Below are 14,613 nucleotides of genomic sequence, written 5' to 3'. Positions count from 1 at the left end.
GATGGCGAATATTACGTTTTTTTTGAACCAGGTTAATAGCGTGCATATTATTGTTTGGTCGCTAAATTAACTTGCGCTGCACCGGCAAGCTTTGCTTCATCAATTACTTGAACTAATAACTCAGTAGGAACTGATTTGTCAGCTTGAATAACCACAGGGCGTTGCTGCTGTTTTAGCATTTGTTCTACGCTGCTGCGCACACCAGCAACACCAATTTGGCTGCCATCAAAAAAGACTTGTTGGGAGTCGGTAATTGCTAAAAATATAACCTGCTGCTCAAGACGACTTGCCGATACTGCTTGAGGTTTATCTACCTCAACGCCACTTTCGCGTACAAATACGGTGGTGACAATAAAAAATATTAGCAAAATAAATACAACGTCCAACAAAGGCGACATATCAATATGCTGCCCTGACTCTTGCTCTAACCGATGTTTTAAACGTGATTGCATAACGGTTATCCTAACTGCTTACTTGGTATATTTTGTTGTGTGTGTAATTCAGGGCTACGCTTTAAATAAGCTAAGTACGCTTGCATTAGCCATGCAGGAATAGCACAAACAAGCCCTAATTGAGTGGTAAGGAGTGCATCTCCAATTGCCTCACTCATTAACTCGTTATGCCCCAGCGCCATTACTTTAAATGTATCGAGCAAACCAACAATAGTGCCCAGTAAACCAAGCAGTGGTAAGGCTGCCGTTAAAATAGAGCTAACTTCTTGCCAATAACCTGCGCGCTGTGCTTTGTAGTGTTTTAAATGTAATAAGTCTTGAAAAATCAGCTGATACACAAACAAAGCAAGTAAAATAATAAACCAACAAATAGGGTTACCAATAATTTGATCAAACATTATTTATCTCCTTTTTCTAACTGACTTAGTTGCAGAGCAAAGCCTTCTAGCTGGCTGTAATAAGCTTTCGCTTTACGTGATAGTAGGGCATTTAACACAAGTGCCGGTATAGCAACTACTAAACCAAGTTCGGTAGTTATTAGTGCTTGTGCAATACCACCCGATACAACTTCGGGATCGCCCGATCCGAACAAGGTCATCATTTTAAATGTTTCGATCATGCCGCTGACAGTACCTAATAGACCTAATAAAGGTGCCACTGCAGCTGTTACTGCAATTGCGCCAATAAAGTTATCAAGCTTGTGTTTATCGTGAATTAATTGATTAAACAATTGATCGTCTCGTACTTGACCTTTTTCGCTTTGCAGCGTTAGGTTAAATAGCTGTTTTTGCATACCTGTAAATTCGTTTGTACTTTCGCCTTTAAAAAATTGTTGTAATTGCATTTGTGAATGCATTTTAATTTTGCTTAAACGCAATAGCTGCGCGGCTTTTAATAACGCAATAGTCAGTGCAAAACAGGCAAATAAAATAATAGGAATAGCCCATAAGCCACCTTTTTCTAAGTGTTCAAGCGGGCTCTCTTGCTGTGCTTGGCTGGTTACTAAGTGCGTTAAACTAGGGTCGAAAGTAAGTAATGTAGACCCCACACCATTTTGTTTTAAGGTGTTATCAAGTGGGTTGTCGTTACTTGTTGATTGTACTAACGCTACTTTTAATGCATTAGATTCATCATCTAAATTTAATAGACCTGCAAGTTTAGGTGTTTGCGTGCTAAACCAAGCTACAGGGCCGACTTGCAAGGTGCTTGCTTGGCTTAATTCACCATTACTAAGCACAACAGGCTGCTTTTTAAAGTGTGGGTAAAGCGCCTGTTCTTGATCGCTAATTAGTGAAACAACTTGGCTTAATAATTCGTTTTGATTATTAGTAACATGCTCGCTATCACTATTTTGGCGGACAAAGCGATTTAATAAATTAAGTTGGTATTGCTGTTGTTGCTGCCATGTATCTAGACGTGTTTGCAGCTGCTCTAAACTTAAAGTGTCTTCATCAGCAAGGCGGCGATTTACCGCAGCCTCTTCACGTAATTTACTAAGTGATTGCTGTTTATTAAATATTTTTTTACCAAGTAAGGCTTGCTCTTTAGCAACACTGTTTTGCGTGTTACTTAGCGTACGCTGCGCTGTTTTAATATCACTTAAAATACTTTTTTTAGCGTCATCACTGCTTGCTGCAAAAGAAATGTGTGCGCTGAATAATAAAACTAAGATGCTAAACGTTTTAAATGTGTGGGCAAAAGTCATTACTTAACCCCTTTTTGCGTATTGTTTGCATAACTTAAAATAGGCAGTGTTACCCAATCAGCAGCGCGCTTTTTTTGTTGTACGGCTATTCCTAACGCAACTTGCTCAGCGTTAATGCTAGGGTCAAACTCCCATTGCCAACCTAAATCGCTTGGAAAGCCAATACCCACATAGCTCAAGTCTTCACTTACAAACCATGCTTGCGCTGCACCAAGGTAGAGCTGCTTAACCCATACTTCTTGTCCGTCTGGGTGCTTAATTGCCATTTCGTGTATGGAAATACGTTGTTGAAAATCACGTAGTAATTCCAGCATTTTAAGTGCAGTTTGTAGCTTGTCGGTAGTATTTAACTGTGAGTTAGTTAAGTCACCTGCATTTTTCCAGCTGGTTAATAGCGGTGGAGGTAGCTGTACTTGTAATGAAAGTAACTGCTGGGAAATACGTGCGAGTTGATCGTTTAGTTGTTGCTGATCATTTTCTAATTCAGCTTGCTTAGTGACAAGTTGCTCGCGTTTTTGGGTCAATTCGCTGGTATTCTTTTGCCTGCGTTGGTTAAGCTGACTAAGTTGCTGCTGCTCGGCATCTAAAAGCGTTAAGGTTTGTTCCATACTACTTTTTTGATCAAGCCAGTGTGTATTTAGTTCACTGTTTTGATTTTCTATTTGCAGCCATTTATTGACGAGTTGTTCTAATTCGCTAACCGTATCGGCCTTTACTGCCATGGCGCTACAAAGTGCGATAACCACACTTATTGGTTTAATTAAGCTTCGCATTACTTAACAACAATCCTGAAAGTTACTACAAGCAATTACCGGGGCGTAATTACTGTTAATTTTTAAGTACGTATACAATATATGAATTCACATAACAACACAACTGATAACAATTATCGTTTACATTGCGTTGTTGTGGTGGTAGGATTCTGCCGAAATTAAATATGTACCTTCAATTAACAATAGTTAAGTGCTTAACAAAACCTCGGAGTAACCATGAGTAAGCCATCGAATAAAGGAAATGCCTTCATAAAGCCAATTGCAGCGGTTGTTACAGCGACTCTTTCAACTTGGGCAAGTGCACAAGATGTTCAAGAACTATCGGTAACAAAAGCGCAAACTAAGGCAGAGTCTAGCTATGTTGTGGAAGAATCAACATCGCATAAATATACTCAACCGCTATTAGATACTGCTAAAACAGTCACTGTAATTAACCAAGCGGTAATGAAAGACCGAAACGTAGATAGCTTACAAGATGCACTACGTAATGTGTCAGGTATTTCTTTAGCTGCTGGTGAAGGTGGCTCACCTACTGGCGATAGCATGTCTATTCGTGGTTTTAGCGCTACAAATGACATTTTTGTTGATGGCATTCGTGATATTGCAGGCTACACGCGCGATATTTATAACATTGAAGCGGTTGAAGTAGCTAAAGGTCCTGGCTCTGCTGTATCTGGTCGTGGTGCTACGGGTGGTAGTGTTAACCTAGAAACTAAAAAAGCAACATTAGGTGAGTTTAACGATGTTTCACTGCGTTTAGGAACTGAAAATGATTACCGTGGTCGCTTTGATACCAATATTGAAGTAAACGAAACGAGTGCGTTACGTATAAATTTACTTGCTGATAAAGGCGATGTTGCTGGCCGTGATTATGTTGAAAACGAAACAAATGCTATTGCAGTTGCATTTGCAACGGGGCTGGGCACTGATAGTCGCTTTGATATAAATTTTGAGTATCAACGTCAAGACAACTTACCTGATTACGGCATTCCTTGGGTTTACAGCGATACGCCTGTAGCTGAGCTTGCAGATAGCGCGCGTTCGCCTTCTCCTGTCGATTTTGATAACTTTTACGGTAATATTTACCGTGATTACGAAGATATTGAAGCTTATTCAACAACTGCACGTTATGAATATGATTTTTCAAAAAATACTATGGTTCGTGCTCAAGCGCGAATTGGTACTGTTAAGCGTGAGTCTGTAACAACTGCACCGCGTTATTTTTCGGTGACAACTGATACCGATATAACATTTGCTGATGAAAAAACACGTGATACAAATAACTCGCTTGTTGCATTCCAGCTCGATTTAATTGGTAATTACCAGTTTGCTGGTTTTACTCATGATGTAGTGGTAGGTGTTGAACTTGCTAATGAAACATTTACCCGTTACAACTTTGTTGCAACTACACCAGATAATTTAATTGAAGACGGAATACGTAACGATTTATACAACCCAGATGCAACAATTGCATTTACAGGTGTATATGGTCGTGATGGTACAAGCATAGAAGCAAAAGCTAAAAACCAAGCTATTTATGCATTCGATACTATAACGCTTAATAAGCAATGGGAAGTTACGGGCGGAGTTCGTTTTGATAGCTTCACTACTGATTATCATAATGATTACGATGATCCAAGTGCGTTAATTACAACAAGCGATGACTTATTTAGTTGGAATGCAGCTGTTGTGTATAAACCAGTAGAAAATGGCAGTATTTATTTAGGCGCGGGTAATTCATTTAACCCATCTGCTGAAAGTCTTACGGTTTCTACTCGCAGTAATGCAGCCGATTTAGATGCCGAAGAAAGCCGCAGTTATGAGTTAGGAACTAAGTGGAGTTTAGTTGACGGTCGCTTACAAGCAAATGCAGCCTTATTCAGTACAGAAAAAACGAATGCCCGTACTGACAGCCCTTTTGCTGATGATACTTCAGATGAATTACTTGGTGGTGAGCAAAGAGTGAGAGGTTTAGAGCTCTCAGCTACGGGTTTAATTACTAAAGATTGGACTATTATTGCATCGTATACTTACCAAGACAGTGAAGTAACTGAAGCGTTAGGCGACGATATATCGCAAATTGGCAATGAGCTTGCTCGTACACCTAAAAATAGTGCAAGTGTGTGGACTACCTATGACGTGTCTGAGCAATTATCGTTTGGTGTAGGCGCGCAATATGTAGATGAGCGTTACAATGGCACAACTTCAACACGCTCTCGTGCGCCAGGCTACACTATTTTTGACTTTATGGTTGCTTATGAGGTATCAAAAGATTTGAGCTTACAACTTAACGGTGAAAACCTTGGCGACAAAGATTACGTTGACCAACTTGGCGGTGGTCACTTTGTACCAGGTAGTGGGCGTAAATTTAGCTTAACGGCAAGCTACTCTTTTTAAATTTTAGTTAAAGAGTGCATAATAACTAAGGGCAGATATTTCTGCCCTTAGTTATTTATAATACCAACCTAATTGAGTTTGAAATTTATTTAATTCACTAATCTATTCAAATGCTTATTTAGATTATATTGTTATGTGAGAGGGCGCACATGTTAGTTAAAATACCGCAGTTATTAACTAAAGAAGAAGTTACTTATTGCCATGAGGTTTTACTCAAAGCGCAATGGGCTGATGGCAGTATTACCGCAGGGCATCAATCAACCAAAGCAAAAAACAACTTACAACTTCCTGAAAACAGCCCTGAATGCCGAGAACTTGGCGACATTGTTATGGCAGCACTTGCACGTAACGATTTGTTTATGTCGGCTGCACTTCCCGCAAAGATCTTTCCTCCGCTCTTTAATTGCTATCAAGGCGGGCAATCATTTGGTGTGCATGTTGATAATGCGATTAGACAAGTGCCAGGTACGCCAGTAAAAGTGCGTACCGATATATCAATGACCTTATTTATTAATGAACCAGAGGATTACGAGGGCGGCGAACTTGTAATTGAAGATACCTATGGCTCNCAGTGTAAAGCTGCCAGCAGGAAGCATGGTGTTGTATCCATCAACCAGTTTACATCGTGTAATGCCAGTAACAAGCGGACGTAGATTAGCCTCGTTTTTTTGGTTACAGAGTATGGTTAATAGCGACGAAAAACGCGGTTTACTGTTTGATTTAGATACGTCTATTCAAGGCTTACGTGAAAAAGTACAAGATAGCCCTGAGATTATTAGATTAACAGGGGTTTATCACAACTTGTTAAGACAGTGGGCACAGACATAATAAAAATATTCGCTTTTAAATATAAGTAATTAAAAGCGACGCTTTTCGCGTGAGCAAGCTCTACGCCTACAGCCAAAACTCAACGCTGTGGTTAAATTTACTTGAAGACGCGCAGCTTGCTGGCGTGACGAGCAAAATTTGACGCCGTGGTTAAACTTATTTGTAGACGCGCAGCTTGCTGGCGTAACGAGCAAAATTTGACGCTGTGGTTAAACTTATTTGTAGACGCGCAGCTTGCTGGCGTGATGAGCAAAATTTGACGCCGTGGTTAAATTTACTTGTAGACGCGCAGCTTGCTGGCGTGACGAGCAAAGCTCGTAATTTCTATTCTTTGGTGTCTTTCCATTTACCCCTCCTTCACTTCTCTTTGTGCAATAAGATTTTAAGTAATTTATTCACAAAGAGGTTAATAGGGCGCTTCACTTTAGAGAAACCAATAAGTAAGTAAGCTATTCATTATAAATATTAAAAGCGGCGCTTTTCGCGTGAGCAACTCTGCGCCTACAGCCAAAACTTAACGCTGTGGTTAAATTTACTTGTAGACGCGCAGCTTGCTGGCGTAACGAGCAAAGCTCGTGATTTCTATGTTTTATGTTTTTTTACTTATCCTTTATAACCGTTGGGATTGTTTGATTGCCAGCGCCATGTATCTTGCATCATCGCGTCTATACCGCGCACAGCTTCCCAACCAAGTTCGTTAAGTGCTTTTTCTGGTGCGGCATAACAAGCTGCAATATCGCCAGGGCGACGAGGTGAAACTTGATATGGCACAGCTTGATCGCTAGCTTTAATAAATGCGTTAACCATTTGTAGTACAGAATATCCGTTACCAGTACCTAGGTTATAAACTAACGCACCCGTGTTAGTCGCTATTTTATCGAGCGCTTTTAAATGACCAATTGCTAAATCTACTACGTGTATGTAATCGCGCACGCCAGTGCCATCAACGGTATCGTAGTCATCGCCAAAAACAGCAAGTTGTTTTAATTTACCTACCGCAACTTGCGCTATAAATGGTAAAAGGTTGTTTGGAATACCATTAGGATCTTCACCAATTAAGCCCGACTCGTGCGCGCCAACAGGATTAAAGTAACGCAAAATAGCAAACGCAAAGCGCTCGTCTGATTTAACAATGTCTTGCAGCATCATCTCAACCATAAGTTTAGATGTGCCGTACGGATTTGTAGTACCGCCTACAGGAAAGTCTTCTTTAATAGGTAAGCTAGCAGGGTCGCCGTATACAGTAGCAGATGAGCTAAATACTAACTTAAATACACCAGCGTCACGCATAGCATCAACAAGCGTTAAAGTACCTTGTACGTTGTTTTGGTAGTATTCAACCGGTTTAGCAACCGATTCTCCCACTGACTTTAAGCCCGCAAAATGTATAACACTATCAACAGTGTGCTTAGCAAATACAGAATCTAAAAAAGATTTATCGAGAATGTCGCCTTGGTAAAAAGTAACGTCTTTGCCTGTGATTTTTTTTACACGTGTGAGTGATTCTTGTGATGAGTTACTTAAATTATCAATAACAACAACATCTTTGCCTTGCTGTAGAAGTTCTAAAACGGTATGTGAGCCAATATAGCCTGCGCCGCCGGTTACTAAAATAGTCATAAAAGCTCCATGGGTAACATTTTCAGTTGTATTAATTTCAACATACATTACGATTATTTACATGCTTTATCTGTAATTTTTATTGTTTAAATTAGGTCTTTCTTTAATAAGGCAGTTAACTTATTTTTCTCTATATTTTTATGTACTTTAGACGCTACTTAGGTTCGTGATTAAGTTATAGTTAATAAATAGCTGCTAATATAAATGTAGTACTGAGTATTGGTATATTAATAGTAGAGTACTAAATATTTTAATATTGATACAGTGCTTACCCTAACTACACTATTGTAGTTAGACCCCCTTTTGTGGAGAAAGATATGAATTCAGTTAAAAAAATAGCAATGGCAATGTGTATAGCATTACCTGCATTACCTGCATTTGCTCATGCAGGCGAGTCAATTGTTAAATGGCATGACTTTAATGATTATCGCGATGTACGCCCATCAAACCAAGCTAAAGGTTCGTATCATAAAAATATTGCCGCTAGTTTTGAAAAGCATATGGCTAAATTAGCAGAGCAGTTGCCAACAGATTATAAATTAAATGTAGAATTTATCGATTTAGATTTAGCGGGTGACGTGCGTTACGGCGGTATGGATGAAATTCGCGTAGTAAAACCAATCTACTTCCCACGCATCAAAATAGACTATTCCTTAACCGACAAAGACGGTACCGTACTTAGTAAAGATAGTGACGTAGAGCTTAAAGATATGGGCTTTATGAATAAGATTAAAATGGGTAGAGATGAGTCGTTTTATTACGAAAAACGTTTACTGACAGAGTGGTTTGGTGAGCAAATATTACCGAGTTTAGATTAGGAAGTGTTGACCTTTGAGGATTGAAACTTGTTCAACCTCGAAAAATAAACAGCCCTAACATAAAAATGCCGCTAAATAGCGGCATTTTTATTTTTAAGCTGATTGGTATTACTTAAAAGTAGCTAGCAGCGTTAGGATTTGCTGTAACTTAATAACGGTTGTTTTAAGCTTTTCTTCGTTAAAACCATCGGTAGATAAGCTTTCGACATCGGCTGNCTGCCACATCAAGTACATACGGTTTAAAACGTTTAGCTTCAAAGTTAAAGCCTGAATCGGCAGTAAATAAGGCTTTAAACTTACCGAGACCTTGCTGTTGAAGCTCGTCGAGTTTTTTGTCAGCATCAAGTGCCTGACGGTAAACAATTTTTAAGTTGGCATTGAGTTGTTCAATAATAGAATCCATGGTTTTCCTAAAGCTTTGCACTGCATTGCCGACATAATACTTGGATTACATTTAAAAGTCAGGTTTGTTATATGAATATATCAGGCACAAGTTTACCCGCTGTTTCTGGCTCAGGCCAAGGCAGTGAGCTTTACAGCGCTGCTTTATCTAAAAAGCAGCAATTAGCAGATGGCGCGGCGGCTCTTGCACTTATTGAAGGTGCTGCACAATCGTCAAGTGCGCAAACACCGGCTAAATCGGTAACTGCATCATTGGGTAATAACGTAAATATATACGTTTAAATGCTAGCTTAAATTAGCTTAAGATCGATAGGTGTTTTGCTTTTTTGACCACCTATTTCTCTTACTAATTTAGGCACTAAAAATCCAGGCAGAGCTTTTAATAGCTCTGCCATTATTTCAATTGCTTGTGCTTCGTTAATATCAAAGTGGCTCGCCCCTTCAACTTTATCAAGTAAATATAAATAATATGGCAATACGTCTGCATCAAATAATGCTTCGCTTAGGTTTATTTGCGCATCAACGGTGTCGTTTATATCTTTTAAAATAACAGCCTGGTTTAAAAGCGTAACGCCTGCAACTTTAAGTTTTTGCATTGCGGCTTTAAAGTCAGCGTCTATTTCGTTGGCGTGGTTTATGTGATTAATAAAAATAATTTTTAATGGCGATTTTGCTAATCGCTCACATAACTCATCGGTAACTCGCGCAGGAATAACCACTGGCAAACGGCTATGAATTCGCATTCGTTTAATTTGTGGTAATTGCTCAAGCTCATCTAAAAACCAGCTTATTGCATCATCTTTTGCCATAAGTGGATCGCCACCACTTAAAATCACTTCGTTAATATCAGCATCTGATTTTATATAGCTCAGTGTTTCAAGCAGACTTTTTTTATTGAGCTGATTTTCTTGATACGGAAAATGCCTTCTAAAACAGTAACGACAATTTACAGCACAGCCGGTTTTAAACATGACCAAAACACGTGATTTATACTTATGTAAAAGGCCAGGTTGGTCGTTATCTTGCTCAAGTAGGGGATCTTTATTAAAACCCGATTTAGTTAAAAACTCTTGATGACGTGGCATTACTTGCAGCAAAAGGGGATCGTTTGGATCGCCTTTGCGTATTTTTTTTATAAAAGGGATAGGCACGCGTACCGGAAATAAACTACGGGCTTTTAGGTCGTTTTCATGGACTTGGCTCGATAAACCGACCATTTCAAGCAAGGTTTTTGGGCAGGTAACTACATTTGCTAATTCTTTTTGCCAGTTTTTATGCAAATTTGCTTCATTTCTTTGTATCATTGGCACGTAGATTACTCGAAAAAATATAAATAGAGGAAACGATGGCGAATTATAGCACCAACGAGTTCAAGGGCGGCCTAAAAATTATGATGGACGGCGAGCCTTGCAGTATCTTAGAAAATGAAATGGTAAAACCTGGTAAAGGTCAGGCGTTTAACCGTGTTCGTATCCGTAAACTTATCTCTGGTAAGGTGCTTGAAAAAACCTTTAAATCGGGTGAATCAGTTGAAGGTGCTGATGTAATGGATACAGATTTAGCGTATCTATACACAGACGGCGAATTTTGGCATTTCATGAACAACGAATCATTTGAGCAAATTGCCGCTGACGAAAAAGCACTAGGCGATGCAGTAAAATGGTTAGTTGAAAATGACCTATGTACAATTACATTATGGAATGGCAGCCCTATTGCAGTTACTCCACCTAACTTTGTTGAGCTTGAGATCACTGAAACAGATCCTGGTCTTAAAGGTGATACAGCGGGCACTGGCGGTAAACCAGCAACGCTTAGTACTGGTGCTGTAGTACGAGTTCCATTATTCGTACAAATTGGCGAAGTAATTAAAGTAGACACTCGTAACGGTGAATACGTAAGCCGTGTTAAGTAACACTTAACTCAGCTTAATAAATCCCAGCTTACGCTGGGATTTTTTTTGGAGAAAATATGTCAGCAGATCTTTGGGCACCTAGCGCAAGTATTGAAACACTAAAGCAACGTGCAGCAATATTACGTCGCATTCGTGAGTTTTTTTATGCGCGTGATGTTTTAGAAGTAGAAACGCCAAGTTTGAGTGGTGCGAGTGTAACCGACGTGCACTTAGCCAGTTTTAATACCACATTTGTAGGTCCAGGGCACGCTGATGGACTTTCATTGTTTTTACAAACATCTCCAGAGTTTGCTATGAAGCGCTTGTTAGCGGCAGGCTCAGGCGCTATTTTTCAGCTTTGTAAAGCATTTAGAAATGAAGAAGCGGGTAGTCATCATAATCCAGAATTTACTATGCTGGAATGGTATCGCCCAGGCTTTGATGAATTTGCTTTAATGGATGAAATGGATGAACTAATGCAGCTCGTTTTAGGTGTAGAGCCGGCAACACGAGTCACCTATCAACAAGCGTTTGAACAAGCATTAGGGCTCGATCCGTTAACAGCAAACATAGAACAACTAAAGCAACTTGCCTGTGAGCAAGGGTTTGCTGATATAGCCAAAAACGAAACGCATAAAGATACTTTGCTGCAATTATTGTTTTGTATGAAGGTAGAGCCAACGATAGGGCAAGAAAAACCGTGTTTTGTTTATCATTTTCCAGCTTCTCAAGCGGCACTTGCACAAATTTGTGAACACGATGCACGCGTAGCAGGACGCTTTGAGCTTTATTATAAAAATATGGAATTAGCGAATGGTTTTAACGAACTTACTAATGCCAGCGAGCAAGCTAAACGGTTTAACGACGATAACGAATATCGGGCTAATAACGGTTTAAAGCAAGTGCCAATGGATACGCGTTTAATTAAAGCGCTAGAGCATGGATTACCGCAATGCGCAGGTGTTGCTTTGGGGATTGATAGGCTTGTAATGCTAGCAACCAATAAACAAAAAATTAAAGACGTGATTGCGTTTGACGTGCAAAGAGCGTGATGCTTTGCCTGTAGGCGCAAGTAGCAAACTTGTAGGCGCGAATTTATTTCGCGCTCGTGTAACTTGGCTTCAGTATTTTAAAAAGCAAAAAGCGAGGTATAGAACCTCATCTACAATAAACAACAAACCCAACAACATACGCCAAACCTGTAGGTGCGAATTTATTTTGCGCTCGTGTAACTTAGCTTTAATATTTTAAAAAGTAAAAAGCGAGGTATAAAACCTCACCTACAATAAAAATGTAGACCTGAACCGTAGGCGTTAATCTATTTCGCGTTCGTGTAATTTAACTTTATAAAAAGCGAGGTATAAAACCTCACCTACAATAAAAATCAACCCCAACAACATACGCCAAACCTGTAGGTGCGAATTTACTTCGCGCTCGTGTAACTTGGCTTTAATATTTTAAAAAGTAAAAAGCACGTTATAAAACCTCACCTACAATAAAAATCAACCCCAACAACATACGCCAAACTTGTAGGTGCGAATTTACTTCGCGCTCGTGTAACTTGGCTTCAATATTTTAAAAAGTAAAAAGCGAGGTATAAAACCTCACCTACAATAAAGATTAAACCCAACAACATACGCCAAACCTGTAGGTGCGAATTTATTTTACGCTCGTGTAACTTAGCTTTAATATTTTAAAAAGTAAAAAGCGAGGTATAAAACCTCACCTACAATAAAAATGTAGACCTGAACCGTAGGTGCGAATTTATTTCGCGCTCATGTAACTTGGCTTTAATATTTTAAAAAGCAGAAAGCGAGGTATAAAACCTCACCTACAATAAACAACAAACCCAAAACTTGTAGGTGCGAATTTATTTCGCGCTCGTGTAACTTGGCTTTAATATTTTAAAAAGTAAAAAGCGAGGTATAAAACCTCACCTACAATAAAAATCAAACCTACAATAAAAATCAAACCCAACAACATACGCCAAACCTGTAGGTGCGAATTTATTTCGCGCTCGTGTAATTTAACTTTATAAAAAGCGAGGTATAAAACCTCACCTATAAATAAAAAACACCGCGTTTAAATTAAACGCGGTGTTTTTTATTACTTGCTGAAAGCTTTCATTTGAAAGCCAACTGCTGTGTTTTACAGATTAAGCGTAAACGTGACACCTGCTACGCGAGGTTCACCTAGTTGTGTGTATGTATGCGTTGCGTAACCATCTTGTGGGTCATTACCAAATTCAAAACCACGAGTAGGTACTGTTTCGTCAAACACGTTACGAGCCCATGCACGTACTGCCCACATATCAGCTTCGTAGCCAAAGCTTAAATTAACTAAGTTGCTGTTTGGTGCTTGTGAGTTGTGGCTATCAGAGAAGTAGTAATTATCTTTACCTTCAACACCAATCATACCGTAAAGCTCACTTGTAAAGTTATAGCGAGCAGTAAAAGCATATTGATATTTAGGCGATTGTGCTTGTTCGCGACCATCTTGATTTAAGCCAGACTGCGTTACAAAATCATCTATTTCTGTTTCTAAGTAACCAGCGCTGCCGGTAACAAATAAGTTATCAGTTACTTGGTAACTACCTTCAATTTCAAGTCCGTAGTTACTGCCAGAGCTTGCGTTATCAACATAACCTGTAAATTGCTGACCTTCTACTTGCCATGCTTTTAACTGGATGTCGTCGCGGTGCATGTAAAATGCAGCTAAGCGAAGCGTAAATTTGTCATCAAGTGATGAGCCTTTAACACCAAATTCACCACTCCATAAATACTCAGGATCAAAACTAGTATGTTGTTGGAAAAAGTCAGCGCTTAGGTTCAAGCCTTCATCTTTAGCTTTCGCTAGTGCTTCTGAGTTAATACCGCCGGCTTTGTAGCCACGGGTTATGCTGGTGTAGATCATGGTACGATCAATTACTTGATATTCTAGAGCAATTTTACCGCCAACCATTACATCGTCAGTATCTTCTATAAAGCCGTTACTATCGGTGTAGTCACCTTGGTATTGCTCAACACGTAAACCAGTAATTAATGTCGTTTTAGGACCAATTGGTGTTGCTACTTGACCATATACAGCAATATTGCTGGTTTCGTATGTTGATGTAAATGGGCTTGCTAGCCACGTGTATTGGCGTTCTAAATCTACATCACGGCTTTGGTAATAAATACCGGCAACCCAATTACCCGTTTTAGAATTAAATTGTAGGTCGACTGATTGATCATCGCGATCGCGGCTGTAAAGATCTGTTGAGCTGTATCCATCAGGATGTAAACCAGCAGCACATAACTGTGGCTCACTTGCATCATTACATACCCAGTCTTCGTCAAAGCTATAAAATAACTCGGTATCAATGGCTGATAAATTTAGATTTATATCGAATGCGTCAAAACCGGTGTAGGTATTAGCGAGACCAATTGCGTAGCTTTCTTGATTATCTTGACCAGGCTCATCGGCAACACTGTTGCGACTGTTATCGAGAGTGAACGCATCGTAGCCGTTATTAATATCGATGTAGTGAAGGTTTAATTCGGTATGTAAATCAGCTGTGAGTTGGCTGTTTAATTTGAAACGCGCTACTTGTTCGTCTTGCTGTTGAGTTTCGTCGTCTAAATATAGGTTATCTACATAACCATCTGACTTTCTTCTAAAGTAGCTAACGCGAGCGCTTGTATCGTCGGTTAAGCCTGTGCTTGCTGCAAGACCTGCTTCTCGGCTG

At 39.5% G+C, this 14,613-nt stretch carries 12 protein-coding genes and 2 pseudogenes; 6 read left to right on the top strand and 8 right to left on the bottom strand.

Annotated elements, in window-relative coordinates; translation table 11 throughout:
• Positions 1-47 precede the first annotated feature (47 nt).
• From L647_RS0102125 to L647_RS0102110, 4 genes are read right to left on the bottom strand one after another with little or no spacing between them, the layout of a single operon-like run.
• Positions 48-452: a biopolymer transporter ExbD gene (locus L647_RS0102125; RefSeq protein ID WP_024609733.1), complete on the bottom strand. Its 405-nt coding sequence runs from the start codon at positions 450-452 to the stop codon at positions 48-50.
• A 5-nt stretch (positions 453-457) separates the two neighbouring features.
• A complete protein-coding gene (locus L647_RS0102120) occupies positions 458-850 on the bottom strand; it encodes a MotA/TolQ/ExbB proton channel family protein (RefSeq protein WP_024609732.1) in 393 nt (130 codons plus the stop codon).
• A complete protein-coding gene (locus L647_RS0102115) occupies positions 850-2,157 on the bottom strand; it encodes a MotA/TolQ/ExbB proton channel family protein (RefSeq protein ID WP_024609731.1) in 1,308 nt (435 codons plus the stop codon). Before L647_RS0102115 ends, L647_RS0102120 begins: the two co-directional genes overlap by 1 nt.
• Entirely contained in the window at positions 2,157-2,930 is a 774-nt protein-coding gene (locus L647_RS0102110) for a DUF3450 family protein (protein ID WP_024609730.1), read from the bottom strand. The genes L647_RS0102115 and L647_RS0102110 overlap by 1 nt, the downstream gene beginning before the upstream one ends.
• Before the next feature lie 216 nt (positions 2,931-3,146).
• Between L647_RS0102110 and L647_RS0102105 the strand changes: the two genes are divergently transcribed.
• Together L647_RS0102105 and L647_RS01000000123495 are read left to right on the top strand one after the other, a co-directional pair.
• Positions 3,147-5,327, top strand: coding sequence for a TonB-dependent siderophore receptor (locus tag L647_RS0102105; RefSeq protein ID WP_024609729.1), 2,181 nt, complete (start codon positions 3,147-3,149; stop codon positions 5,325-5,327).
• 149 nt (positions 5,328-5,476) lie between these two features.
• Positions 5,477-6,155 (top strand): annotated as a pseudogene (locus tag L647_RS01000000123495) (Fe2+-dependent dioxygenase).
• A 603-nt stretch (positions 6,156-6,758) separates the two neighbouring features.
• On the opposite strand, the gene galE reads toward L647_RS01000000123495, so the two are convergent.
• On the bottom strand, positions 6,759-7,775 hold the full coding sequence (gene galE / locus L647_RS0102090; protein ID WP_024609728.1) for a UDP-glucose 4-epimerase GalE: 1,017 nt from the start codon (positions 7,773-7,775) through the stop codon (positions 6,759-6,761).
• Positions 7,776-8,092: 317 nt separating this feature from the next.
• On the opposite strand from galE, the gene L647_RS0102085 reads away from it, so the two are divergent.
• Positions 8,093-8,593 (top strand): DUF3016 domain-containing protein, encoded by a 501-nt coding sequence (locus tag L647_RS0102085; RefSeq protein WP_024609727.1) that lies wholly within the window; start codon positions 8,093-8,095, stop codon positions 8,591-8,593.
• 108 nt (positions 8,594-8,701) lie between these two features.
• Here L647_RS0102085 and L647_RS01000000123490 read toward each other — a convergent pair.
• Positions 8,702-8,996 (bottom strand): annotated as a pseudogene (locus L647_RS01000000123490) (prephenate dehydrogenase).
• Positions 8,997-9,067: 71 nt separating this feature from the next.
• On the opposite strand from L647_RS01000000123490, the gene L647_RS0102075 reads away from it, so the two are divergent.
• Entirely contained in the window at positions 9,068-9,277 is a 210-nt protein-coding gene (locus L647_RS0102075) for a hypothetical protein (RefSeq protein ID WP_002960797.1), read from the top strand.
• An 8-nt stretch (positions 9,278-9,285) separates the two neighbouring features.
• On the opposite strand, the gene epmB is transcribed toward L647_RS0102075, so the two are convergent.
• Positions 9,286-10,299: an EF-P beta-lysylation protein EpmB gene (epmB, locus tag L647_RS0102070; RefSeq protein ID WP_029880356.1), complete on the bottom strand. Its 1,014-nt coding sequence runs from the start codon at positions 10,297-10,299 to the stop codon at positions 9,286-9,288.
• Between the two features lie 41 nt (positions 10,300-10,340).
• Between epmB and efp the strand changes: the two genes are divergently transcribed.
• On the top strand, positions 10,341-10,907 hold the full coding sequence (efp, locus tag L647_RS0102065) for an elongation factor P (RefSeq protein WP_024609725.1): 567 nt from the start codon (positions 10,341-10,343) through the stop codon (positions 10,905-10,907).
• 56 nt (positions 10,908-10,963) lie between these two features.
• Positions 10,964-11,938, top strand: a complete 975-nt coding sequence (gene epmA / locus L647_RS0102060; RefSeq protein ID WP_024609724.1) for an elongation factor P--(R)-beta-lysine ligase — start codon at positions 10,964-10,966, stop codon at positions 11,936-11,938.
• A 1,096-nt stretch (positions 11,939-13,034) separates the two neighbouring features.
• Here epmA and L647_RS0102055 read toward each other — a convergent pair.
• On the bottom strand, positions 13,035-14,613 hold a 1,579-nt coding region (locus L647_RS0102055; RefSeq protein WP_024609723.1), incomplete at its 5' end, for a TonB-dependent receptor.

Origin of the sequence: Pseudoalteromonas sp. TB64 (assembly GCF_000498095.1) — a bacterium.
GTDB lineage: Bacteria > Pseudomonadota > Gammaproteobacteria > Enterobacterales > Alteromonadaceae > Pseudoalteromonas.
The sequence above is the reverse complement of the archived record's forward strand: the minus strand, read 5'-3'. Positions and strand labels throughout refer to the sequence as shown.

Bases quoted from the DNA above. Each gene is read 5' to 3' on its own strand.
- L647_RS0102125 (WP_024609733.1), bottom strand. From the start codon at position 452: ATGCAATCACGTTTAAAACATCGGTTAGAGCAAGAGTCAGGGCAGCAT.
- L647_RS0102120 (WP_024609732.1), bottom strand. From the start codon at position 850: ATGTTTGATCAAATTATTGGTAACCCTATTTGTTGGTTTATTATTTTA.
- L647_RS0102115 (WP_024609731.1), bottom strand. From the start codon at position 2,157: ATGACTTTTGCCCACACATTTAAAACGTTTAGCATCTTAGTTTTATTA.
- L647_RS0102110 (WP_024609730.1), bottom strand. From the start codon at position 2,930: ATGCGAAGCTTAATTAAACCAATAAGTGTGGTTATCGCACTTTGTAGC.
- L647_RS0102105 (WP_024609729.1), top strand. From the start codon at position 3,147: ATGAGTAAGCCATCGAATAAAGGAAATGCCTTCATAAAGCCAATTGCA.
- galE (WP_024609728.1), bottom strand. From the start codon at position 7,775: ATGACTATTTTAGTAACCGGCGGCGCAGGCTATATTGGCTCACATACC.
- L647_RS0102085 (WP_024609727.1), top strand. From the start codon at position 8,093: ATGAATTCAGTTAAAAAAATAGCAATGGCAATGTGTATAGCATTACCT.
- L647_RS0102075 (WP_002960797.1), top strand. From the start codon at position 9,068: ATGAATATATCAGGCACAAGTTTACCCGCTGTTTCTGGCTCAGGCCAA.
- epmB (WP_029880356.1), bottom strand. From the start codon at position 10,299: ATGATACAAAGAAATGAAGCAAATTTGCATAAAAACTGGCAAAAAGAA.
- efp (WP_024609725.1), top strand. From the start codon at position 10,341: ATGGCGAATTATAGCACCAACGAGTTCAAGGGCGGCCTAAAAATTATG.
- epmA (WP_024609724.1), top strand. From the start codon at position 10,964: ATGTCAGCAGATCTTTGGGCACCTAGCGCAAGTATTGAAACACTAAAG.